The 15121-nt window shown below is 61.4% G+C and carries 12 protein-coding genes; 8 read left to right on the forward strand and 4 right to left on the reverse strand.

All coding sequences use genetic code 11. The features are described from left to right. Nucleotides 1-92: 92 nt before the first annotated feature. Nucleotides 93-962, reverse strand: coding sequence for a sulfurtransferase (locus tag PQQ95_RS30060; protein WP_408444229.1), 870 nt, complete (start codon nucleotides 960-962; stop codon nucleotides 93-95). 200 nt (nucleotides 963-1162) lie between these two features. Continuing rightward, nucleotides 1163-2269 carry an aromatic ring-hydroxylating oxygenase subunit alpha gene (locus PQQ95_RS30065; RefSeq protein WP_408444231.1) on the reverse strand — a complete coding sequence of 369 codons (1107 nt, stop codon included), beginning with the start codon at nucleotides 2267-2269 and terminating at the stop codon, nucleotides 1163-1165. A gap of 286 nt (nucleotides 2270-2555) precedes the next feature. Here PQQ95_RS30065 and PQQ95_RS30070 point away from each other — a divergent pair, with 286 nt between their 5' ends. The 4 genes from PQQ95_RS30070 (at nucleotide 2556) to folE2 (ending at nucleotide 6881) form a co-directional block, all read left to right on the forward strand. After that, nucleotides 2556-2864 carry an exodeoxyribonuclease VII small subunit gene (locus PQQ95_RS30070; protein ID WP_408444234.1) on the forward strand — a complete coding sequence of 103 codons (309 nt, stop codon included), beginning with the start codon at nucleotides 2556-2558 and terminating at the stop codon, nucleotides 2862-2864. Beyond that, on the forward strand, nucleotides 2861-3742 hold the full coding sequence (locus PQQ95_RS30075) for a polyprenyl synthetase family protein (RefSeq protein WP_408444237.1): 882 nt from the start codon (nucleotides 2861-2863) through the stop codon (nucleotides 3740-3742). Before PQQ95_RS30070 ends, PQQ95_RS30075 begins: the two co-directional genes overlap by 4 nt. Nucleotides 3743-3827: 85 nt before the next feature. Beyond that, complete coding sequence (gene dxs / locus PQQ95_RS30080; protein ID WP_408444240.1) at nucleotides 3828-5735, forward strand: 1-deoxy-D-xylulose-5-phosphate synthase; 1908 nt, start codon at nucleotides 3828-3830, stop codon at nucleotides 5733-5735. Nucleotides 5736-6074: 339 nt separating this feature from the next. Further along, the gene (gene folE2 / locus PQQ95_RS30085; RefSeq protein WP_408444242.1) at nucleotides 6075-6881 is read left to right on the forward strand and encodes a GTP cyclohydrolase FolE2; all 807 of its coding nucleotides are present in this window, start codon (nucleotides 6075-6077) and stop codon (nucleotides 6879-6881) included. Nucleotides 6882-6999: 118 nt separating this feature from the next. Here folE2 and tsaD read toward each other — a convergent pair whose 3' ends face one another. Both tsaD and ltrA read right to left on the reverse strand, forming a co-directional pair. Then, nucleotides 7000-8028, reverse strand: coding sequence for a tRNA (adenosine(37)-N6)-threonylcarbamoyltransferase complex transferase subunit TsaD (tsaD, locus tag PQQ95_RS30090; RefSeq protein WP_408444245.1), 1029 nt, complete (start codon nucleotides 8026-8028; stop codon nucleotides 7000-7002). Nucleotides 8029-8185: 157 nt separating this feature from the next. Continuing rightward, nucleotides 8186-9886, reverse strand: a complete 1701-nt coding sequence (gene ltrA / locus PQQ95_RS30095; protein ID WP_408444248.1) for a group II intron reverse transcriptase/maturase — start codon at nucleotides 9884-9886, stop codon at nucleotides 8186-8188. A 1043-nt stretch (nucleotides 9887-10929) separates the two neighbouring features. Here ltrA and PQQ95_RS30100 point away from each other — a divergent pair. The 4 genes from PQQ95_RS30100 (at nucleotide 10930) to dnaG (ending at nucleotide 15078) form a co-directional block, all read left to right on the forward strand. After that, entirely contained in the window at nucleotides 10930-12147 is a 1218-nt protein-coding gene (locus tag PQQ95_RS30100; protein WP_408444250.1) for a BaiN/RdsA family NAD(P)/FAD-dependent oxidoreductase, read from the forward strand. Nucleotides 12148-12215: 68 nt separating this feature from the next. Further along, nucleotides 12216-12428, forward strand: coding sequence for a 30S ribosomal protein S21 (rpsU, locus tag PQQ95_RS30105; protein ID WP_120348843.1), 213 nt, complete (start codon nucleotides 12216-12218; stop codon nucleotides 12426-12428). A 256-nt stretch (nucleotides 12429-12684) separates the two neighbouring features. After that, nucleotides 12685-13131 (forward strand): GatB/YqeY domain-containing protein, encoded by a 447-nt coding sequence (locus PQQ95_RS30110; protein ID WP_120348844.1) that lies wholly within the window; start codon nucleotides 12685-12687, stop codon nucleotides 13129-13131. 78 nt (nucleotides 13132-13209) lie between these two features. After that, nucleotides 13210-15078 carry a DNA primase gene (gene dnaG / locus PQQ95_RS30115; protein ID WP_408444253.1) on the forward strand — a complete coding sequence of 623 codons (1869 nt, stop codon included), beginning with the start codon at nucleotides 13210-13212 and terminating at the stop codon, nucleotides 15076-15078. Nucleotides 15079-15121: the final 43 nt, after the last annotated feature.

A 15121-nucleotide genomic window follows, 5' to 3' on the forward strand; every position in this document is an offset into this window, starting at 1 on the left:
GTTTCTTGCGGCGCGCTTTAAAAAACCAACCGGGGGGGGCCCCCCCCCCCCCCCCCACGGCCTTTTGCTAATCGTCCTGCTTGATGGACCGCCTAAGGATTCGGGCCCGTTGCAACCGGCCGCGACGAATCGGAACTCCATTCGCTCCACGATCCCGCATACAGCGCCGCGCCATGCATGCCGGCAATCTCCATCGCGAGTGCGTTCACGCATGCCGTCACGCCCGAGCCGCATTGCAGAACGACGTGTTCCGGTGACGTGTCACCCAGCAGCGCATGGAATTCCTCACGCAGCGTGTGGGCCGGTTTGTAGCGGCCGTCGGCGGTGAGGTTGTCCTTGAAGAACCGGTTGAGCGCGCCAGGAATATGGCCGCCGACGCGATCCAGCGTTTCGTTCTCGCCGCGATAGCGATCGTTCGCGCGCGCATCGATCACGACGCGTTCTTTCGTGCCGAGATTGCGCTCGACGGTCTGCGCGTCGACCGTGACGGAGAGCGGTGCGCCGGCCTTGAAGTCACCGGTATTCTGCGCCGGTGCATCCTGCGTCAGCGGTTGGCCGGCGGCCTGCCAGGCCTGGAGCCCACCGTCGAGCAGCGCAACCGCGTCGTGGCCGAGCCAGCGCAGCAGCCACCAGGCACGCGCGGCGTACATGCCGCCCTGCGCGTCATAAGCGACCACCTGTTGACCCTGCTTCAGGCCGCGGGACTCCAGCGTCTCCACGAGCCGCGCGCGATCCGGCAGCGGATGGCGTCCATTGCGGCCGTTCTTCGGTCCCGACAGATCGCGATCGAGGTTCAGATAATGCGCGCCCGGCAAATGCCCGGCCAAGTAGGCTTTCTCGCCCGCCTCGGTGTCCGCCAGATCGAAACGGCAATCGATGACAAACACGCTGCCCGGCGCGGCGGTCAGGCGTTCCGCGAGGTTTGTCGCGGAAATGAGGGTGGTGTAATGGGTGTGCGGCATGACGTCTCCTCAAGCAGGCGATTGCGGCGCTTGCCCGGCGGCTTGGCGCCGTTAGCGAATGGCCGAACGATACGGATAGTCTAAACAAAAAAAGACGGGCCGAAGCCCGTCTTCCATGTTTTGATGCAGTTCGCGCAAGGATCGGTCCAAACTCGGCCCAAACCTGGTCCAAGCGCCGGTGCATGCGGAGCACGCGCGGATCAGATCGTGCCGAGTTCGCGCCGCAAGAACTCGTGGAAGTGCTGCATGCCGTCTTCCATCGGGCTCTGATACGGGCCGACCTGCGATTCGCCGCGATTCATCAGCGCGCGGCGGCCTGCGTCCATGCGCTCGGCGATTTCGTCGTCTTCGCGGGCCGTTTCCATATAGGCGGCGCGCTCCGCTTCGACGAACTCGCGTTCGAACAGCGCGATTTCCTCAGGGTAATAGAACTCCACCACATTGGTGGTTTTCTGCGGACCGCGCGGAATCAACCACGACACGACCAGTACGTGCGGATACCACTCGATCATGATGCCGGGGTAGTACACCATCCAGATCGCGCCGAAATCGGGCGGATTGCCGCCGCGGAAGCGCAGCACCTCGTCGTGCCATTTACGGTACGTGGGGCTGCCCGGCTGTTCCAGATCCTTGTGGACGCCGACCGTCTGCACGCTGTACCACTCGCCGAACTCCCACGTCAGGTCGTCGCAATTGACGAAGCTGCCGAGGCCCGGATGGAACGGCGCGACGTGGTAGTCCTCCAGATAGACCTCGATAAAGGTCTTCCAGTTGTAGTTGCACTCGTGCACTTCGACGTGATCGAACATGAAGCCCGAGAAATCGAAGTGCTGCTTGGTGCCGAGGTGTGCCAGATCCCGCGCGACGTCGCGCCCCTGCGCTTCGAACAGCAGGCCTTGCCAGTTCTGCAGCGGCGTGCCGCCCAGATTCAGGCAGGGGTTATCCGCGAAATGAGGCGCACCGAGGAGCTGGCCGTGCAGATCGTACGTCCAGCGATGCAGGGGACAGACGATGTTCTCCGTCTGGCCGCGGCCGTTGAGCATGATGGCTTGCCGGTGGCGGCACACGTTCGACAGCAGTTCGACTTGCGACTGCTGGTTACGGACGAGCACACGCCCCTCGCTCTCGCTGGGCAAGGCAAAATAATTTCCCGCTTCGGGCACCATGAGATCGTGGCCGATGTAGCGAGGACCTTTCTTGAAAAGGGTGTCGATTTCGCGCGTTAGAAGCGCTTCGTCAAAGTAAGCCGTGACTGGCAGCTGGCTGTGGACAGACCGCAACTGCAATGCATTGCTCAGATTGGACATTCCCACTCCCGTGAAGACGTGAAAGCAGTGAACAACCCAACCATCGATAGATTCGATTTAGGGAGCCCGCGATTATACCCGTTTCCCCTTCCTTGGGGCGCTTAAGTGCCTGATTTGGGTCAAAAATGTCAAGGAAGTTCACGGTTTTCGCCGCAGACCAATCGATTTTTTTCTGCGAGACTGGGGGCGGGCGCGAAGGGCAAAGGCGGGGCGCGGGCTGGCGATGGGATCGGAAATGTCGCTTTTGCCGTAGAATGTCCGACTTGTTTTAATTTTGCGACTATTCATGGCGAAGACCGCGTCGAAAGATACTGCTGCCGCGCCTGCTGAAGGCGTCGATACCACGCCGCTGCCCGAGAACTACGAGGCTGCCCAGGCTGAGCTGGAGGGGTTGGTGGCGCGCATGGAAGGCGGCAATCTCAGCCTCGAGGAGTCGCTCAGCGCCTACCGGCGCGGTGCGGCGCTCGTCGCGTTTTGCCAGCAGCAGCTCGAGAAGGTCGAGCAGCAGGTGCGCGTGCTCGATGGCGAGACGCTCAAGCCGCTGCCTATGAATAGCGCAGGCACAGCCGCTACTGAAAGCGGGGACGACCTATGACATTCGAACAATGGACACGCTCGGTGCTCGAGCGGGTTGAAACGGCGCTAGAACATTACCTGCCCACGGAGGCGACGGAGCCGGCCAAACTGCATGAAGCCATGCGCTATGCGGTGCTGGGCGGCGGCAAGCGGGTGCGCCCGCTGCTGTGCCACGCGGCCGGCGAACTGACCGGCGCGCGCGCCGAGTGCCTGGACGCGGCAGCGGCGGCGCTGGAAATGATCCACGTGTACTCGCTCGTGCACGACGACATGCCCTGCATGGACGACGACGCGCTGCGTCGCGGCAAACCCACGGTACACGTCAAATATGACGAAGCCACGGCGCTGCTGGTCGGCGACGCGCTGCAGTCACAGGCCTTCGTCGCGCTGACGTCCGACGTGCTGGCGCCGGCACAGCAGGCTTCGCTGGTACGTGAACTGGCCTTGGCGAGCGGCTCGATCGGCATGTGCGGCGGCCAGGCCATCGACCTGGCGAGCGTCGGCCATACGCTGACGCGTCCGCAACTGGAAACTATGCACCGGATGAAAACCGGCGCTTTGTTGCGTGCCGCGGTGCGCATGGGCGCGCTGGCGGGCGAAACGCCGAATGCGGACGCCATGCGCTCGCTCGACGCGTATGCGGCCGCTGTCGGCCTCGCGTTTCAGGTCGTCGACGATATTCTCGACGTCACGACCGATTCCGCGACGCTTGGCAAGACGGCAGGTAAAGACGCGAAGGACGGCAAGCCGACCTACGTGTCGATTATTGGGCTCGATGCGTCGCGCGCGCTCGCAGCGCAACTGCGCAGCGACGCCCACGCTGCGATTGCGCCATTTGGCGCACGCGCACAGCGTCTTGCCGAATTGGCCGACCTGGTGGTGAACCGGGTCAGCTGAACGCGAAAGCCCGCCGCCGCGCACCTTTGCTACGAGGTGCATGTATGAAGTGCGGGCGCGTAAGTTTTCCTACAATGGAACGACGATGTACGACTTGCTGAAAACCATCGACGACCCGGCGGCCTTGCGCCGCCTCGATCGCCGCCAATTGCAACCGCTTGCCGACGAGTTGCGTGCTTTTGTGCTCGACAGCGTATCGCAGACGGGTGGCCATCTTTCGTCCAACCTCGGCACGGTCGAGTTGACCATTGCTCTGCATTACGTGTTCGACACGCCGCGCGACCGGATCGTGTGGGATGTCGGCCATCAAACGTACCCGCACAAGATCCTGACGGGTCGCCGCGACAAGATGCACACGCTGCGTCAGCTCGGCGGCATTTCCGGCTTCCCGAAACGCGACGAGTCGGAATACGACACCTTCGGCACCGCGCATTCCAGCACGTCGATTTCGGCCGCGCTCGGCATGGCGGTCGCCAGCAAGCTGCAAGGCGAGAACCGCATGGGCATCGCCGTGATCGGCGACGGCGCAATGACGGCCGGCATGGCCTTTGAGGCAATGAACAACGCCGGCGTCGAAGACGACGTGCCGCTGCTGGTCATTCTGAACGACAACGACATGTCGATTTCGCCGCCGGTCGGCGCGCTGAATCGCCATCTGGCGCGCCTGATGTCGGGGCGTTTCTACGCCGCCGCACGTGCAGGCGTGGAACGTGTGCTGCGCGTCGCACCGCCCATGCTCGATCTGGCTCGCAAGCTCGAAGAGCACGCGAAGGGCATGATCGTGCCGGCTACGCTGTTCGAAGAGTTCGGTTTCAACTACATCGGCCCGATTGACGGCCACGACCTCGATTCGCTGATCCCGACGCTGCAGAACATCAAGGAACTGCGCGGTCCGCAATTCCTGCACGTCGTCACGAAGAAGGGCCAGGGTTACAAGCTGGCCGAAGCCGATCCGGTGCTGTACCACGGCCCGGGCAAGTTCAATCCGGCCGAAGGCATCAAGCCCGCCACTACGCCGTCGAAGAAAACCTACACGCAGGTGTTCGGCGAATGGCTGTGCGACGCGGCCGAGCTGGACGCGCGCGTAGTCGGCATTACGCCGGCCATGCGTGAAGGTTCGGGCATGGTCGAGTTCGAGAAGCGCTTCCCGGATCGTTATTTCGATGTCGGCATCGCCGAGCAGCATGCGGTGACGTTCGCCGGCGGCCTGGCTGCGGACGGCATGAAGCCGGTGGTCGCGATTTACTCGACCTTCCTGCAACGTGCTTATGACCAGCTGATCCACGACGTCGCACTGCAGAACCTGCCGGTGGTGTTCGCCATCGACCGCGCGGGTCTGGTCGGCGCGGACGGGGCCACGCACGCAGGCGCCTATGAGCTGGCGTTCATGCGCTGCATCCCGAATATGACCGTGATGGCTCCGTCGGACGAAAACGAATGCCGTCAGATGCTGTACACGGCTTTGCAGCAGCCGAACCCGACGGCGGTGCGCTATCCGCGCGGGGCCGGCACGGGCGTGGCAACGGTCAAGCAAATGACGGCGTTGCCGCTCGGCAAGGGCGAAGTCCGCCGCGAAACGTCGCAACCGGCGGGCAAGCGGATTGCGATTCTGGCCTTCGGCACAATGGTTGCGCCTTCGCTGGCGGCGGCTGAGCAACTGGACGCCACGGTGGCGAACATGCGTTTCGTGAAGCCGCTGGACGCCGAACTGGTCCGCCAACTGGCTGAAACGCACGACGCCATCGTCACGGTGGAAGAAGGCTGTGTGATGGGCGGCGCGGGTTCTGCTTGCGTCGAAGCCCTGCTTGAGAGTGGGGTTATCCGGCCCGTACTACAATTGGGCCTTCCGGATCGCTTCATCGATCACGGGGATCCGGCCAAGCTGCTCGCTGCTTGCGGTTTGGACGCAGCAGGCATCGCCAAGTCGATTCGTGAACGCTTTCTTTCCAGCGGCGCGGTCGCGGGTCAATCCTCGGTGAAGCGCGTCGCTTGATTGCGTCGCTCAGTTGCGTCGCTCAGTTGCGTCATTTAACTGCGTCGCTTCACTGCGTTGATTGGCTAAGTCGTTGTGCTGCTCCGCCGTGCGCTATGCCACGGCTATGACGGCCATAGCAATCTCCAACTTGAGTCGATGGGCCTTCGGGTCCATCATCCAACGCCGGCCGGGGCCGGCGTTCGCCGTTGTGCGACCTGACTTGCATGGTCGCTGAAAGCACCCAAACCTGTCGCGTGGCGACAACCCCCGATGGGGCAATCCGCTAATCTTCCTTGGGGGCTTCCTGCGGAGCGGAAAACTTGGGGCGGCCCGGCGTTTTCCTGAAAGGACAAGAATATGAACCAGATGAATCCCGCCTTTGTGATGCCCGACGTGCAGAGCACGCTCGATACGCGTCAGATTCCGATTCAACGAGTCGGCGTCAAGGCCGTGCGCCATCCGTTGACGGTGCGCACGCAAGGCGGTGAGGTGCAGCCGACGGTCGGCACCTGGAATCTCGACGTGCATCTGCCGGCCGATCAGAAGGGCACGCACATGTCGCGTTTCGTCGCGCTGCTTGAAGAGAACAAGGCGCCGCTCGAGGCGGCCACGTTCCGCACCATGCTCGCCGCGATGCTCGAAAAGCTCGAGGCCGAGGCGGGTCGCATTGAAGTGTCGTTTCCGTACTTCGTGAATAAGACCGCGCCGGTGTCGGGCGTGCAAAGTCTGCTCGACTACGAAGTGACGCTGACGGGCGAGACCCGCAACGGCGCGACGTGTCTGTTCCTGAAGGTGCTGGTGCCGGTTACGAGCCTATGCCCGTGTTCGAAGAAGATTTCGCAGTACGGCGCGCACAACCAGCGCTCGCACGTCACGATCAACGCCGAACTGGTTGGCGATGTGGCGGTGGAAGAGCTGGTTCGTATCGCTGAAGAAGAGGCCTCCTGCGAGCTGTGGGGCTTGCTCAAGCGTCCGGACGAGAAGTTCGTCACCGAGCGTGCCTACGAGAACCCGAAGTTTGTGGAAGACCTGGTGCGCGATGTCGCGCAACGCCTGAACGCGGATGAGCGCATCGTCGCTTATGTGCTCGAAGCCGAGAACTTCGAATCGATCCACAATCACAGCGCGTATGCCGTGATCGAACGGGATAAGCGGGCGGCGTGATTGCGCTTTAGCTTCCTGCTTGCCGTAAATAGAAAAAGCCGCTTTCGAAGCGGCTTTTTCTATGGGGTTGCCATCGTATTGCCCGGCATGCGGCGGGCGCTGTGGACTTGTCGCGGGTTCAGCGGGCGAGGGATGTCAGGTCCCAGCGCGGCTTCACCGTGAACGCGTAGTCTTTGCCCGATTGATCGGGCCAGCGCTGCAATCGCAATGCGCCGGCCAACGCGATCATCGCGCCATTGTCCGTACACAGCGACAAATCCGGATAGTGTACAAAGAAATTGCGTTTCTTCGCCGCAGCGGAAAGCGCTTCGCGCAGTTGCCGGTTCGCGCCGACACCGCCTGCCACCACCAGTCGATTGAGCTTGGTTCGTTTGAGCGCGGCCAGCGATTTCGCCGCCAGCACTTCCACGGCTGCGTCGACGAAACCGCGCGCCAGATCCGCTTTCGCCTGCTCGCAGATATTCGCGCCGCCGAGCTTCTTGGCGTGCGTGAGGACAGCGGTTTTCAGTCCGCTGAAGCTGAAATCCAGGTCGCCGGAATGCAACATTGGGCGCGGCAGGACCACGGCGCCGGGCGTGCCGAATTCAGCCATTCGCGACACTTCCGGGCCGCCTGGATAGCCGAGGCCCAGCAGCTTGGCGGTTTTGTCGAAGGCCTCGCCGGCGGCGTCGTCCAGCGTTTCGCCGAGCGTTTCGTAGACGCCTACGTCCGTCACGCGCATCAGTTGCGTATGGCCGCCCGACACCAGCAGCGCGACGAACGGAAACGGCGGCGGCTCGTCCACCAGCAGCGGCGACAGCAAGTGCCCTTCGAGATGGTGGATACCGATGGTCGGTTTGTCCCACGCCATGGCTAGCGAATTGGCGACGCTCGCGCCGACCAGCAGTGCGCCGGCGAGTCCGGGACCCTGTGTATAGGCGATTGCATCGATGTCGCTGCGCACGGCGCCGGCACGTTCCATCACCTCTTCGAGCAGCGGCAGCGCGCGCCGGATATGGTCGCGCGATGCCAACTCCGGCACCACGCCGCCGTACTCCCGATGCATCGCAATTTGCGAATGCAGCGCGTGCGCGAGCAGGCCGCGCTCTGTGTCGTAGAGCGCGAGACCGGTTTCGTCGCAGGAGCTTTCGATGCCGAGAACGAGCATGATGGGTCGCTAGAACAGGCGCATGAGTGAAGACACCCTGGCGCCCAAAAAGTGAAAAGGGTAGGGTAGCCCCTCTTCCTCGCGGAAGAAGGGCCCCCTAAGAACCGTACGTGCGAGTTTCCCCGCATACGGCTCAAGCCTACAGACGAAACCCGATCTACGACCGGGCCGGCTTAGTTACCGCAATTTTACCAGCGTGTACTTGCCGGTGGCAGTCGGGGTGGAGCAGCACCCGGTTGGAGAGCGCATCGGTCCCGCCATGCATCCGATATTCCAGATGATGGTCGTGCCAACCTGTTTCCTCCGAAAGGGCGCAGCCACAGTGGGCACACAGTCCCTCCTGCGACATGTACAAAGTGACCCATTGCTTGCGATAGCGCATCGACGACTCTATGCGTTTCTGCCGCAACTGCTCACCGTACTGTTCCCACTCCGGATCAAAGGGATTAAATTCCCCTTTGATCTTCTCGTGACGTTTGATCACTGTCCCGCTAACTTGGTACAGCTCAAACAGTCCCCTACCGCCGTCCTCTCGAACTACGGGGCTAGCAAACACCCAGTTGCGATCCCCAACCGAGTGGAAGTACTTCTTTTTCACCCAGTCAGCACCTTTCTGTGGGTGCCGCCGCTTCGACCATCGCCAGAGCGCCCAGAAAACTAGGTGCTCAAGGCGTGTGTACGTCTGCTTGGCACTTACGGGGTGGTGATACTGCGCCCAGCCCCGCAACATCGGGTTTAGCATCCGAATAAGATCCGGCTGCCGTACCGTCTTGTGACCGCTAATCGTATCCGCCACCTTGCTGTAGAACGTTTGCACGTTCTTTTTGCTCGGCTTGATGAGCAGCGTCCCCGAATACTTCCGGAAATTCCACCCAAGGAAATCGAAGCCGTCGTCAATGTGAGTGATCCGTGTTTTCGCCTCAGACAATTGCAGACCTCGAACCCCAAGGAATGCTTCTACCCAAGGTCTGACTTCTTGTTCCAGTAACTCTTTCGAGTCGCCGGTGATCACGAAGTCGTCCGCGTACCGCACCACATTGACTTTCAGCGCCTTAGCCTTCCTGATTCCAAATTTCACACCTAGGTGCGAGATCAGTTCACGTTCTAGCCCGTTCAGCGTCACATTTGCCAGCGTTGGGGAGATGATGCCTCCCTGCGGCGTACCGGCGTCAGTCGCCTGCAGTTGACCTTGATAAATCAGGCCAGCCTTCAACCACTTCTGGAGGATCCCCCTGTCCATCGGAACATGGTTCAACAGCCATTCGTGGTTAATATGGTCAAAGCACCCTTTGATATCGGCTTCCAGTACCCATCGGGACGAATCTTTCCGGGACGTGCAAACACGTATTTGGGCCATGGCATCAGCTGTCGATCGATTAATCCTGAACCCATAGGAGTTCGGATCGCTCATCGATTCAGCCACAGGCTCAAGAGCCAGCAGATACAGGGCTTGCATCGCCCTGTCTCGCAAGGTCGGTATGCCCAGAGGGCGTTCCTTCCCATTGGCCTTGGGAATAAAGACTCTCCTTAAAGGCAGAGGTTTATATCCGCGCCGCTTTAACCGACCGATGGCTTCCCACCGGCTTTCAGGCGAATCCCATAGTTCGCGATCGACCCCAGCCGTTCGCGCACCCTGATTCTGCGTAACACGTCGTACCGCATACAGCTTGGCGGACAACGTGCGGGTAAGCATCCGTTGCAAGGCTTTCACCCTGCGCCAGTCACCTTCCCGCGTCGCCTTCGCAATTCGAATCTGCATCCCTCTCACGTTCCGTTCAACCCGACGCCAATCTACGGCATGCCAGTTGTCAGGCACGTGGGAAAGCGCAGATCCAATCTTTCGACCGGATACTTTCATGCTGCTCTCCTACTCGAAGAAGTGAATCCCGAGCGAAGAACAGATCGCCCCTTGCGGGAGCGTTCTGCTCCCGCAAGGGGGTTAACAACAGATGCTGATTTAAGAAGCCGTCAGCAATCACTTTTCCAGCTAAAGGGTCAGTCAGCCATCTTGCGACGGTAGACCAAACGGAAGTCTGCCTGCTTTCGCATGAGGTGATGTTGCAACCTCTATCCGGACCATTACAACCCGGCATTCGCTTTTTCCGTCCTCCCATACCCACATGGCCGACAGCGTTCCTTGCGGTCCGCCTGCCGGTCCAACAGCGACCGGCAGCCATTTGGGCTTACCACGTTCCCGGCATGTCACATGACTGAGTTAGGTTCTGCCTCTTCCCCGGCGATCTAACGACGACGTAACCCGAAGCTTGAGCGGGTTATCCGATCGCACACCTTTTGGTTAATGCCACAGCAGCTTCGGCATTTCACTTTTTACGAGGTTTATCAGCAGTTCACATACGTTAACCTTGTCAGCCAGCCTAGCTCCTCGACCCCCTCGCTGCTGGGAGTGTCCAGATGGGTACCTCACGGATCGCATCTGCCTGAAATTTCCAGGGGCTACATTGTCAGAAGAGCTTCATACCCCACCGTTACCAGTGACGCATGTCTTCCTAGGCTACTGTTAGTCGTATAGCAGGTTCGCTGCCAGCACCCGGTGCTTCGAGTGTGGTTGAACAATGACATGTCGAGCTTTTCGCTCGTGTCTAAATGAGATCTTGCCCAGCAGTGTGGGATAGAAAAGTAAACGCCATTCCGCTGGTCAGCGGGAATAGTGCCGCTGACGGGGCGGAAATCCAGCGGTAGCTGGATCCATTACATCGCATGCTGGTCGGTTAGGACCGGAGCATGCACTCACGCAGATTGGGAAAAAGACTCCCCCTACCCCCAGAGAAATGGGGGTTGATAGGTCGATGCTCGTAACGTGAGCTAACGGACACGAGCTGTCGTGTCGCACCAAGGCAGCGCGGGCAAGGGCTCGCCGACGCGCAGGTACAATGCGGCCCCATGGAATCCTTCGATATCGCAGTGATCGGCGCAGGCGCGGCCGGCATGATGTGCGCGGCCGTGGCCGGGCAACTTGGCCGTCGCGTGGTGCTGATCGACCAATCGCAGCGCCTCGCGGAGAAAATCCGCATTTCCGGCGGCGGCCGCTGCAACTTCACGAATCTGTACGCCGGACCGGCCAACTACCTGTCGGCCAACCCCCATTTTTGCCGCTCGGCGCTGGCGCGCTATACGCCGCGTGACTTTATGGCGCTGCTCAAGCGCCATCACGTGACATGGCACGAGAAGCACAAAGGGCAGTTGTTCTGCGACCAGTCGAGCGACGCGGTCATCAATGTCCTGAAAAACGAGTGCGACGCGGGCCGGATTGCGTGGCGCACGCCGCTCACGATCGAGCAGGTGCGGCAGAACGCCGAAGGGCGCTTCACGCTGGACACCCACTCGGGCCCGATCACGGCTCGCGCGCTCGTGGTGGCGACGGGCGGGCTGTCGATTCCCAAGATCGGCGCCACCGATTTCGCCTACCGTCTCGCCAAGCAATTCGGCCACAAGCTGATCGACACCCGCCCCGCGCTGGTTCCGCTGACCTTCGCTCCGGCCGACTGGGAGCCGTTTTCGGCGCTCTCAGGCGTGTCACTCGAGGTGCAGCTGGCAACCGGCAACAAGAAGACCGGCGCCGAGTTCAACGAAGATCTGCTGCTTACGCACCGCGGGCTGTCTGGCCCGGGCGTGCTGCAGATTTCGAGCTACTGGCAACCCGGCGAGCCGATTCACATCAATCTGCTGCCCGAGCAGGACGCCACGAGCGCCTTGCTGGAGGCCAAAACCGGCACGAAGCGCCAGATCGCCAATCTGCTCTCGGAATGGGTGCCGCAACGGCTCGCCCACGTCTGGCTGGAAACCCATCAGATTCCCGCCGAAGCGCGCGTGGCCGATCTGCCGGACAAGACGCTGCGCCGTGTCGGTGAGGCTTTGTCGCGCTGGACGCTCACCCCAAACGGCACCGAAGGCTACCGCAAGGCCGAAGTCACGCGCGGCGGTATCGACACGCGCGAGCTGTCATCGGCAACGATGATGAGCGCCCGCGCGCCGGGTTTGTACTTCATCGGCGAGGCCGTCGACGTGACCGGCTGGCTCGGCGGCTACAATTTCCAATGGGCGTGGGCCTCCGGCGTGGCGGCCGGGCAGGCCGCTGCGGAGTACGTTCTGGGGGCTTGACGGCGCATTAGCTTTGTGAGAAAGCTCTGCTATACTCCTGAACCTTTACAAAGTTCCGTTATTGAAAAATGACGACCATCCTCGTAAAAGACAACGAGCCGTTCGAAGTTGCCATGCGGCGCTTCAAGCGCACGATGGAGAAAAACGGGCTGCTGACGGAGCTTCGCGCCCGGGAGTTTTACGAAAAGCCTACGGCTGAGCGCAAGCGCAAGAAGGCGGCTGCGGTTAAGCGTCATTTCAAGCGTCTGCGTAGCCAGATGCTGCCAAAGAAGTTCTACTGATTCTGGCGTTGCCGCGGTTCCCGTCGAACTTCGAACGGAGCGGCGACATCCAACCGGTGGGGGCACAGCAGGTGCCGTCACGGAAAACACGGCCCTTCGGGCCAGCCGGCAGGGTCGCATCCATTACGCAAAATTGCGCCAACCCGCTTGAGGAAGCAGTCCCAAGCGGGCGTTTGTGTTGGATCCAGCGTGTTGGCGCAGCGCATTGATACCGTCAGCGGCCGGTTTTTAAATTTTCAACGCATTCAGGTGAGTAATGAGCCTCAAGGACCAGATCAACGACGACATGAAAGCGGCCATGCGGGCGCGCGAGACCGAGCGTCTCGGCACGATCCGCTTGCTGCTCGCCGCAGTCAAGCAACGTGAAGTCGACGAACGCGTCACCCTTGACGATACGGCGATCACCGCCGTCATCGACAAGATGATCAAGCAGCGCAAAGACTCGATCAGCCAGTTCGAAGCCGCTGGCCGCACGGATCTCGCCGATAAGGAAAAAGCCGAACTGGCCATTCTGTCCGCCTATATGCCGGCGCAGATGTCCGAAGCGGAGATCGTTGCCGAAGTTCAGGCCGCGGTCGCGCAAACGGGCGCGGCCGGCCCGCAGGACATGGGCAAGGTGATGGGCGTGCTCAAGCCGAAGCTGGCCGGCCGCGCCGATATGACCGCTGTCTCGGCGCAAGTCAAAGCCGCGCTCGCGAAGTAATTCCTGTATTTCCGGTCTGTGCGCGCCGTTGCTCGACGGCGTGCGCAGCCTTGAGCTTTTTAGGTAGCGTCATTCACTGTGATTCCACCGTCATTCCTGCAGGACCTGCTCAACCGCGTCGATATCGTCGACGTGGTCGGCCGGTATGTGCAGTTGAAAAAGGGCGGCGCGAACTTCATGGGGCTGTGCCCGTTTCACAACGAAAAGAGCCCCTCGTTTACGGTTAGTCCGACTAAACAGTTCTATCACTGCTTCGGCTGCGGCGCGCATGGGACGGCCATTGGCTTCCTGATGGAGCACGTCGGCTCCACGTTCCCTGAGGCAGTCAACGAACTCGCGCAATCGGTCGGCTTGACCGTGCCGAACGAGCCTTCGCCGGGATATGGCGGCGGCGGTTCCGGCGGGTATGCGCCGGCTGCGTCCAAGGCGGTGACCGCCGCGCTGTCCGATGTCATGCAAACCGCCTGCGATTTCTACCGCAAACAGCTGCGTGGCGCGCCGGTCGCGATCCAGTACCTGAAGAAACGCGGCCTGACCGGCGAGATCGCCGCCCGTTTCGGCCTCGGCTATGCACCGGACGGCTGGCAGAACCTCGAACCCGCGTTCCCCAACTATCGGGACGATGCGCTGGTCGAATCGGGTCTTGTGATCGTCAGCGAAAAGTCGGATGCGCAAGGTCAGAATCGCCGTTACGACCGCTTTCGCGAGCGGATCATGTTCCCGATACGCAATGTGAAAGGGCAGGTGATCGGCTTCGGCGGACGCGTGCTGGACGGCGGCGAACCGAAATATTTGAATTCGCCCGAAACGCCTCTATTTAACAAAGGCAGCGAGTTGTACGGGCTGTTTGAGGCGCGCCTCGCGATTCGTGAACAGCATTACGTGCTGGTGGTCGAAGGCTATATGGACGTGGTTGCGCTGGCCCAATTGGGGTTCCAGAACGCGGTGGCCACGCTCGGCACGGCCTGCACGCCGATTCATGTGCAGAAACTGATGCGCCAGACCGATACGGTCATCTTCAGTTTCGATGGCGATTCGGCGGGGCGGCGGGCCGCGCGCCGGGCGCTGGACGCCTGCCTGCCGCACGCGGCGGACAACCGCACCATCCGGTTCCTGTTCTTGCCGTCCGAGCACGATCCGGACAGCTATGTGCGCGAATTCGGCACGGAAGCGTTCGCCGAGCAGGTCGAGCGCGCCATGCCGCTGTCGCAGTTCATGCTGAACGAGGTGCTGACCGGCAAGGAACTGGACCAGCCGGAAGGCCGGGCCCGCGCGCTGTTCGACGCGAAGCCGCTGCTGCAGCAACTGCCGGCCAATGCGTTGCGTGCGCAGATCATGCATATGTTCGCCGACCGGCTCGACGTGCCGTTCGAGGAAGTGGCCGCTTTATGCGAAGTCGATGCCCGGATCGCGGCGGCCGCCCGCTCGGCGCCGGCCCGCAAAGACCGGCGCAGTGTGACCGGGATCGAAGAAAAAACGCTGCGCAATCTGGTGATGTATCCGCGGACCGTCGCCGTGCTCGACGACGAAGCCGAGCAGGCGCTCCTGAGCGTCACGCGGCACGGCGAACTGTTCGAGGAAGTGACGACGCATGCGCGCGCGCTGGGCGATTCGGCGGAGTTTCAGTTGCTGTCCGACCTATTGCGAAACGGCGCAAATGCCCCAACTTTCGAGGAAATCTTTCGCAAAATTCTAGACTATGATGAAAACGTCCGGGATTTGCTGCTGAAGGACCCGGAGGATGCGACCGTCATCGAGGAACGGCGCGAGCAGGAACGGATCGTCGGAGAGGAATTGAAAGCGGCGATTCTGAAGATGCGATATGACGCTTACTGCGATCGTCTCGAGCAGCTTTCGCGGCAATCCCGGCACACGCCGGAGGAGTTTGCGGAGCTCACGGGCCTCAATCAGAAGCGGGCTGAGATGAAGCGCCAGCTCGGGCTGTAAGCGGGATGGCAGAAACCTGAGTGCTATAATTAAAGGTTTCCAG

The sequence above is a fragment of the Paraburkholderia caffeinilytica genome (assembly GCF_046030355.1).
Classification (GTDB): Bacteria; Pseudomonadota; Gammaproteobacteria; order Burkholderiales; family Burkholderiaceae; genus Paraburkholderia; species Paraburkholderia caffeinilytica_B.

Coding starts and splice junctions, on each gene's coding strand:
- ltrA (WP_408444248.1), bottom strand. CDS start 9,886: ATGAAAGTATCCGGTCGAAAGATTGGATCTGCGCTTTCCCACGTGCCT.
- rpsU (WP_120348843.1), top strand. CDS start 12,216: ATGACGACCATCCTCGTAAAAGACAACGAGCCGTTCGAAGTTGCCATG.
- dxs (WP_408444240.1), top strand. CDS start 3,828: ATGTACGACTTGCTGAAAACCATCGACGACCCGGCGGCCTTGCGCCGC.
- PQQ95_RS30070 (WP_408444234.1), top strand. CDS start 2,556: ATGGCGAAGACCGCGTCGAAAGATACTGCTGCCGCGCCTGCTGAAGGC.
- folE2 (WP_408444242.1), top strand. CDS start 6,075: ATGAACCAGATGAATCCCGCCTTTGTGATGCCCGACGTGCAGAGCACG.
- PQQ95_RS30075 (WP_408444237.1), top strand. CDS start 2,861: ATGACATTCGAACAATGGACACGCTCGGTGCTCGAGCGGGTTGAAACG.
- tsaD (WP_408444245.1), bottom strand. CDS start 8,028: ATGCTCGTTCTCGGCATCGAAAGCTCCTGCGACGAAACCGGTCTCGCG.
- PQQ95_RS30110 (WP_120348844.1), top strand. CDS start 12,685: ATGAGCCTCAAGGACCAGATCAACGACGACATGAAAGCGGCCATGCGG.
- PQQ95_RS30065 (WP_408444231.1), bottom strand. CDS start 2,269: ATGTCCAATCTGAGCAATGCATTGCAGTTGCGGTCTGTCCACAGCCAG.
- PQQ95_RS30100 (WP_408444250.1), top strand. CDS start 10,930: ATGGAATCCTTCGATATCGCAGTGATCGGCGCAGGCGCGGCCGGCATG.
- PQQ95_RS30060 (WP_408444229.1), bottom strand. CDS start 962: ATGCCGCACACCCATTACACCACCCTCATTTCCGCGACAAACCTCGCG.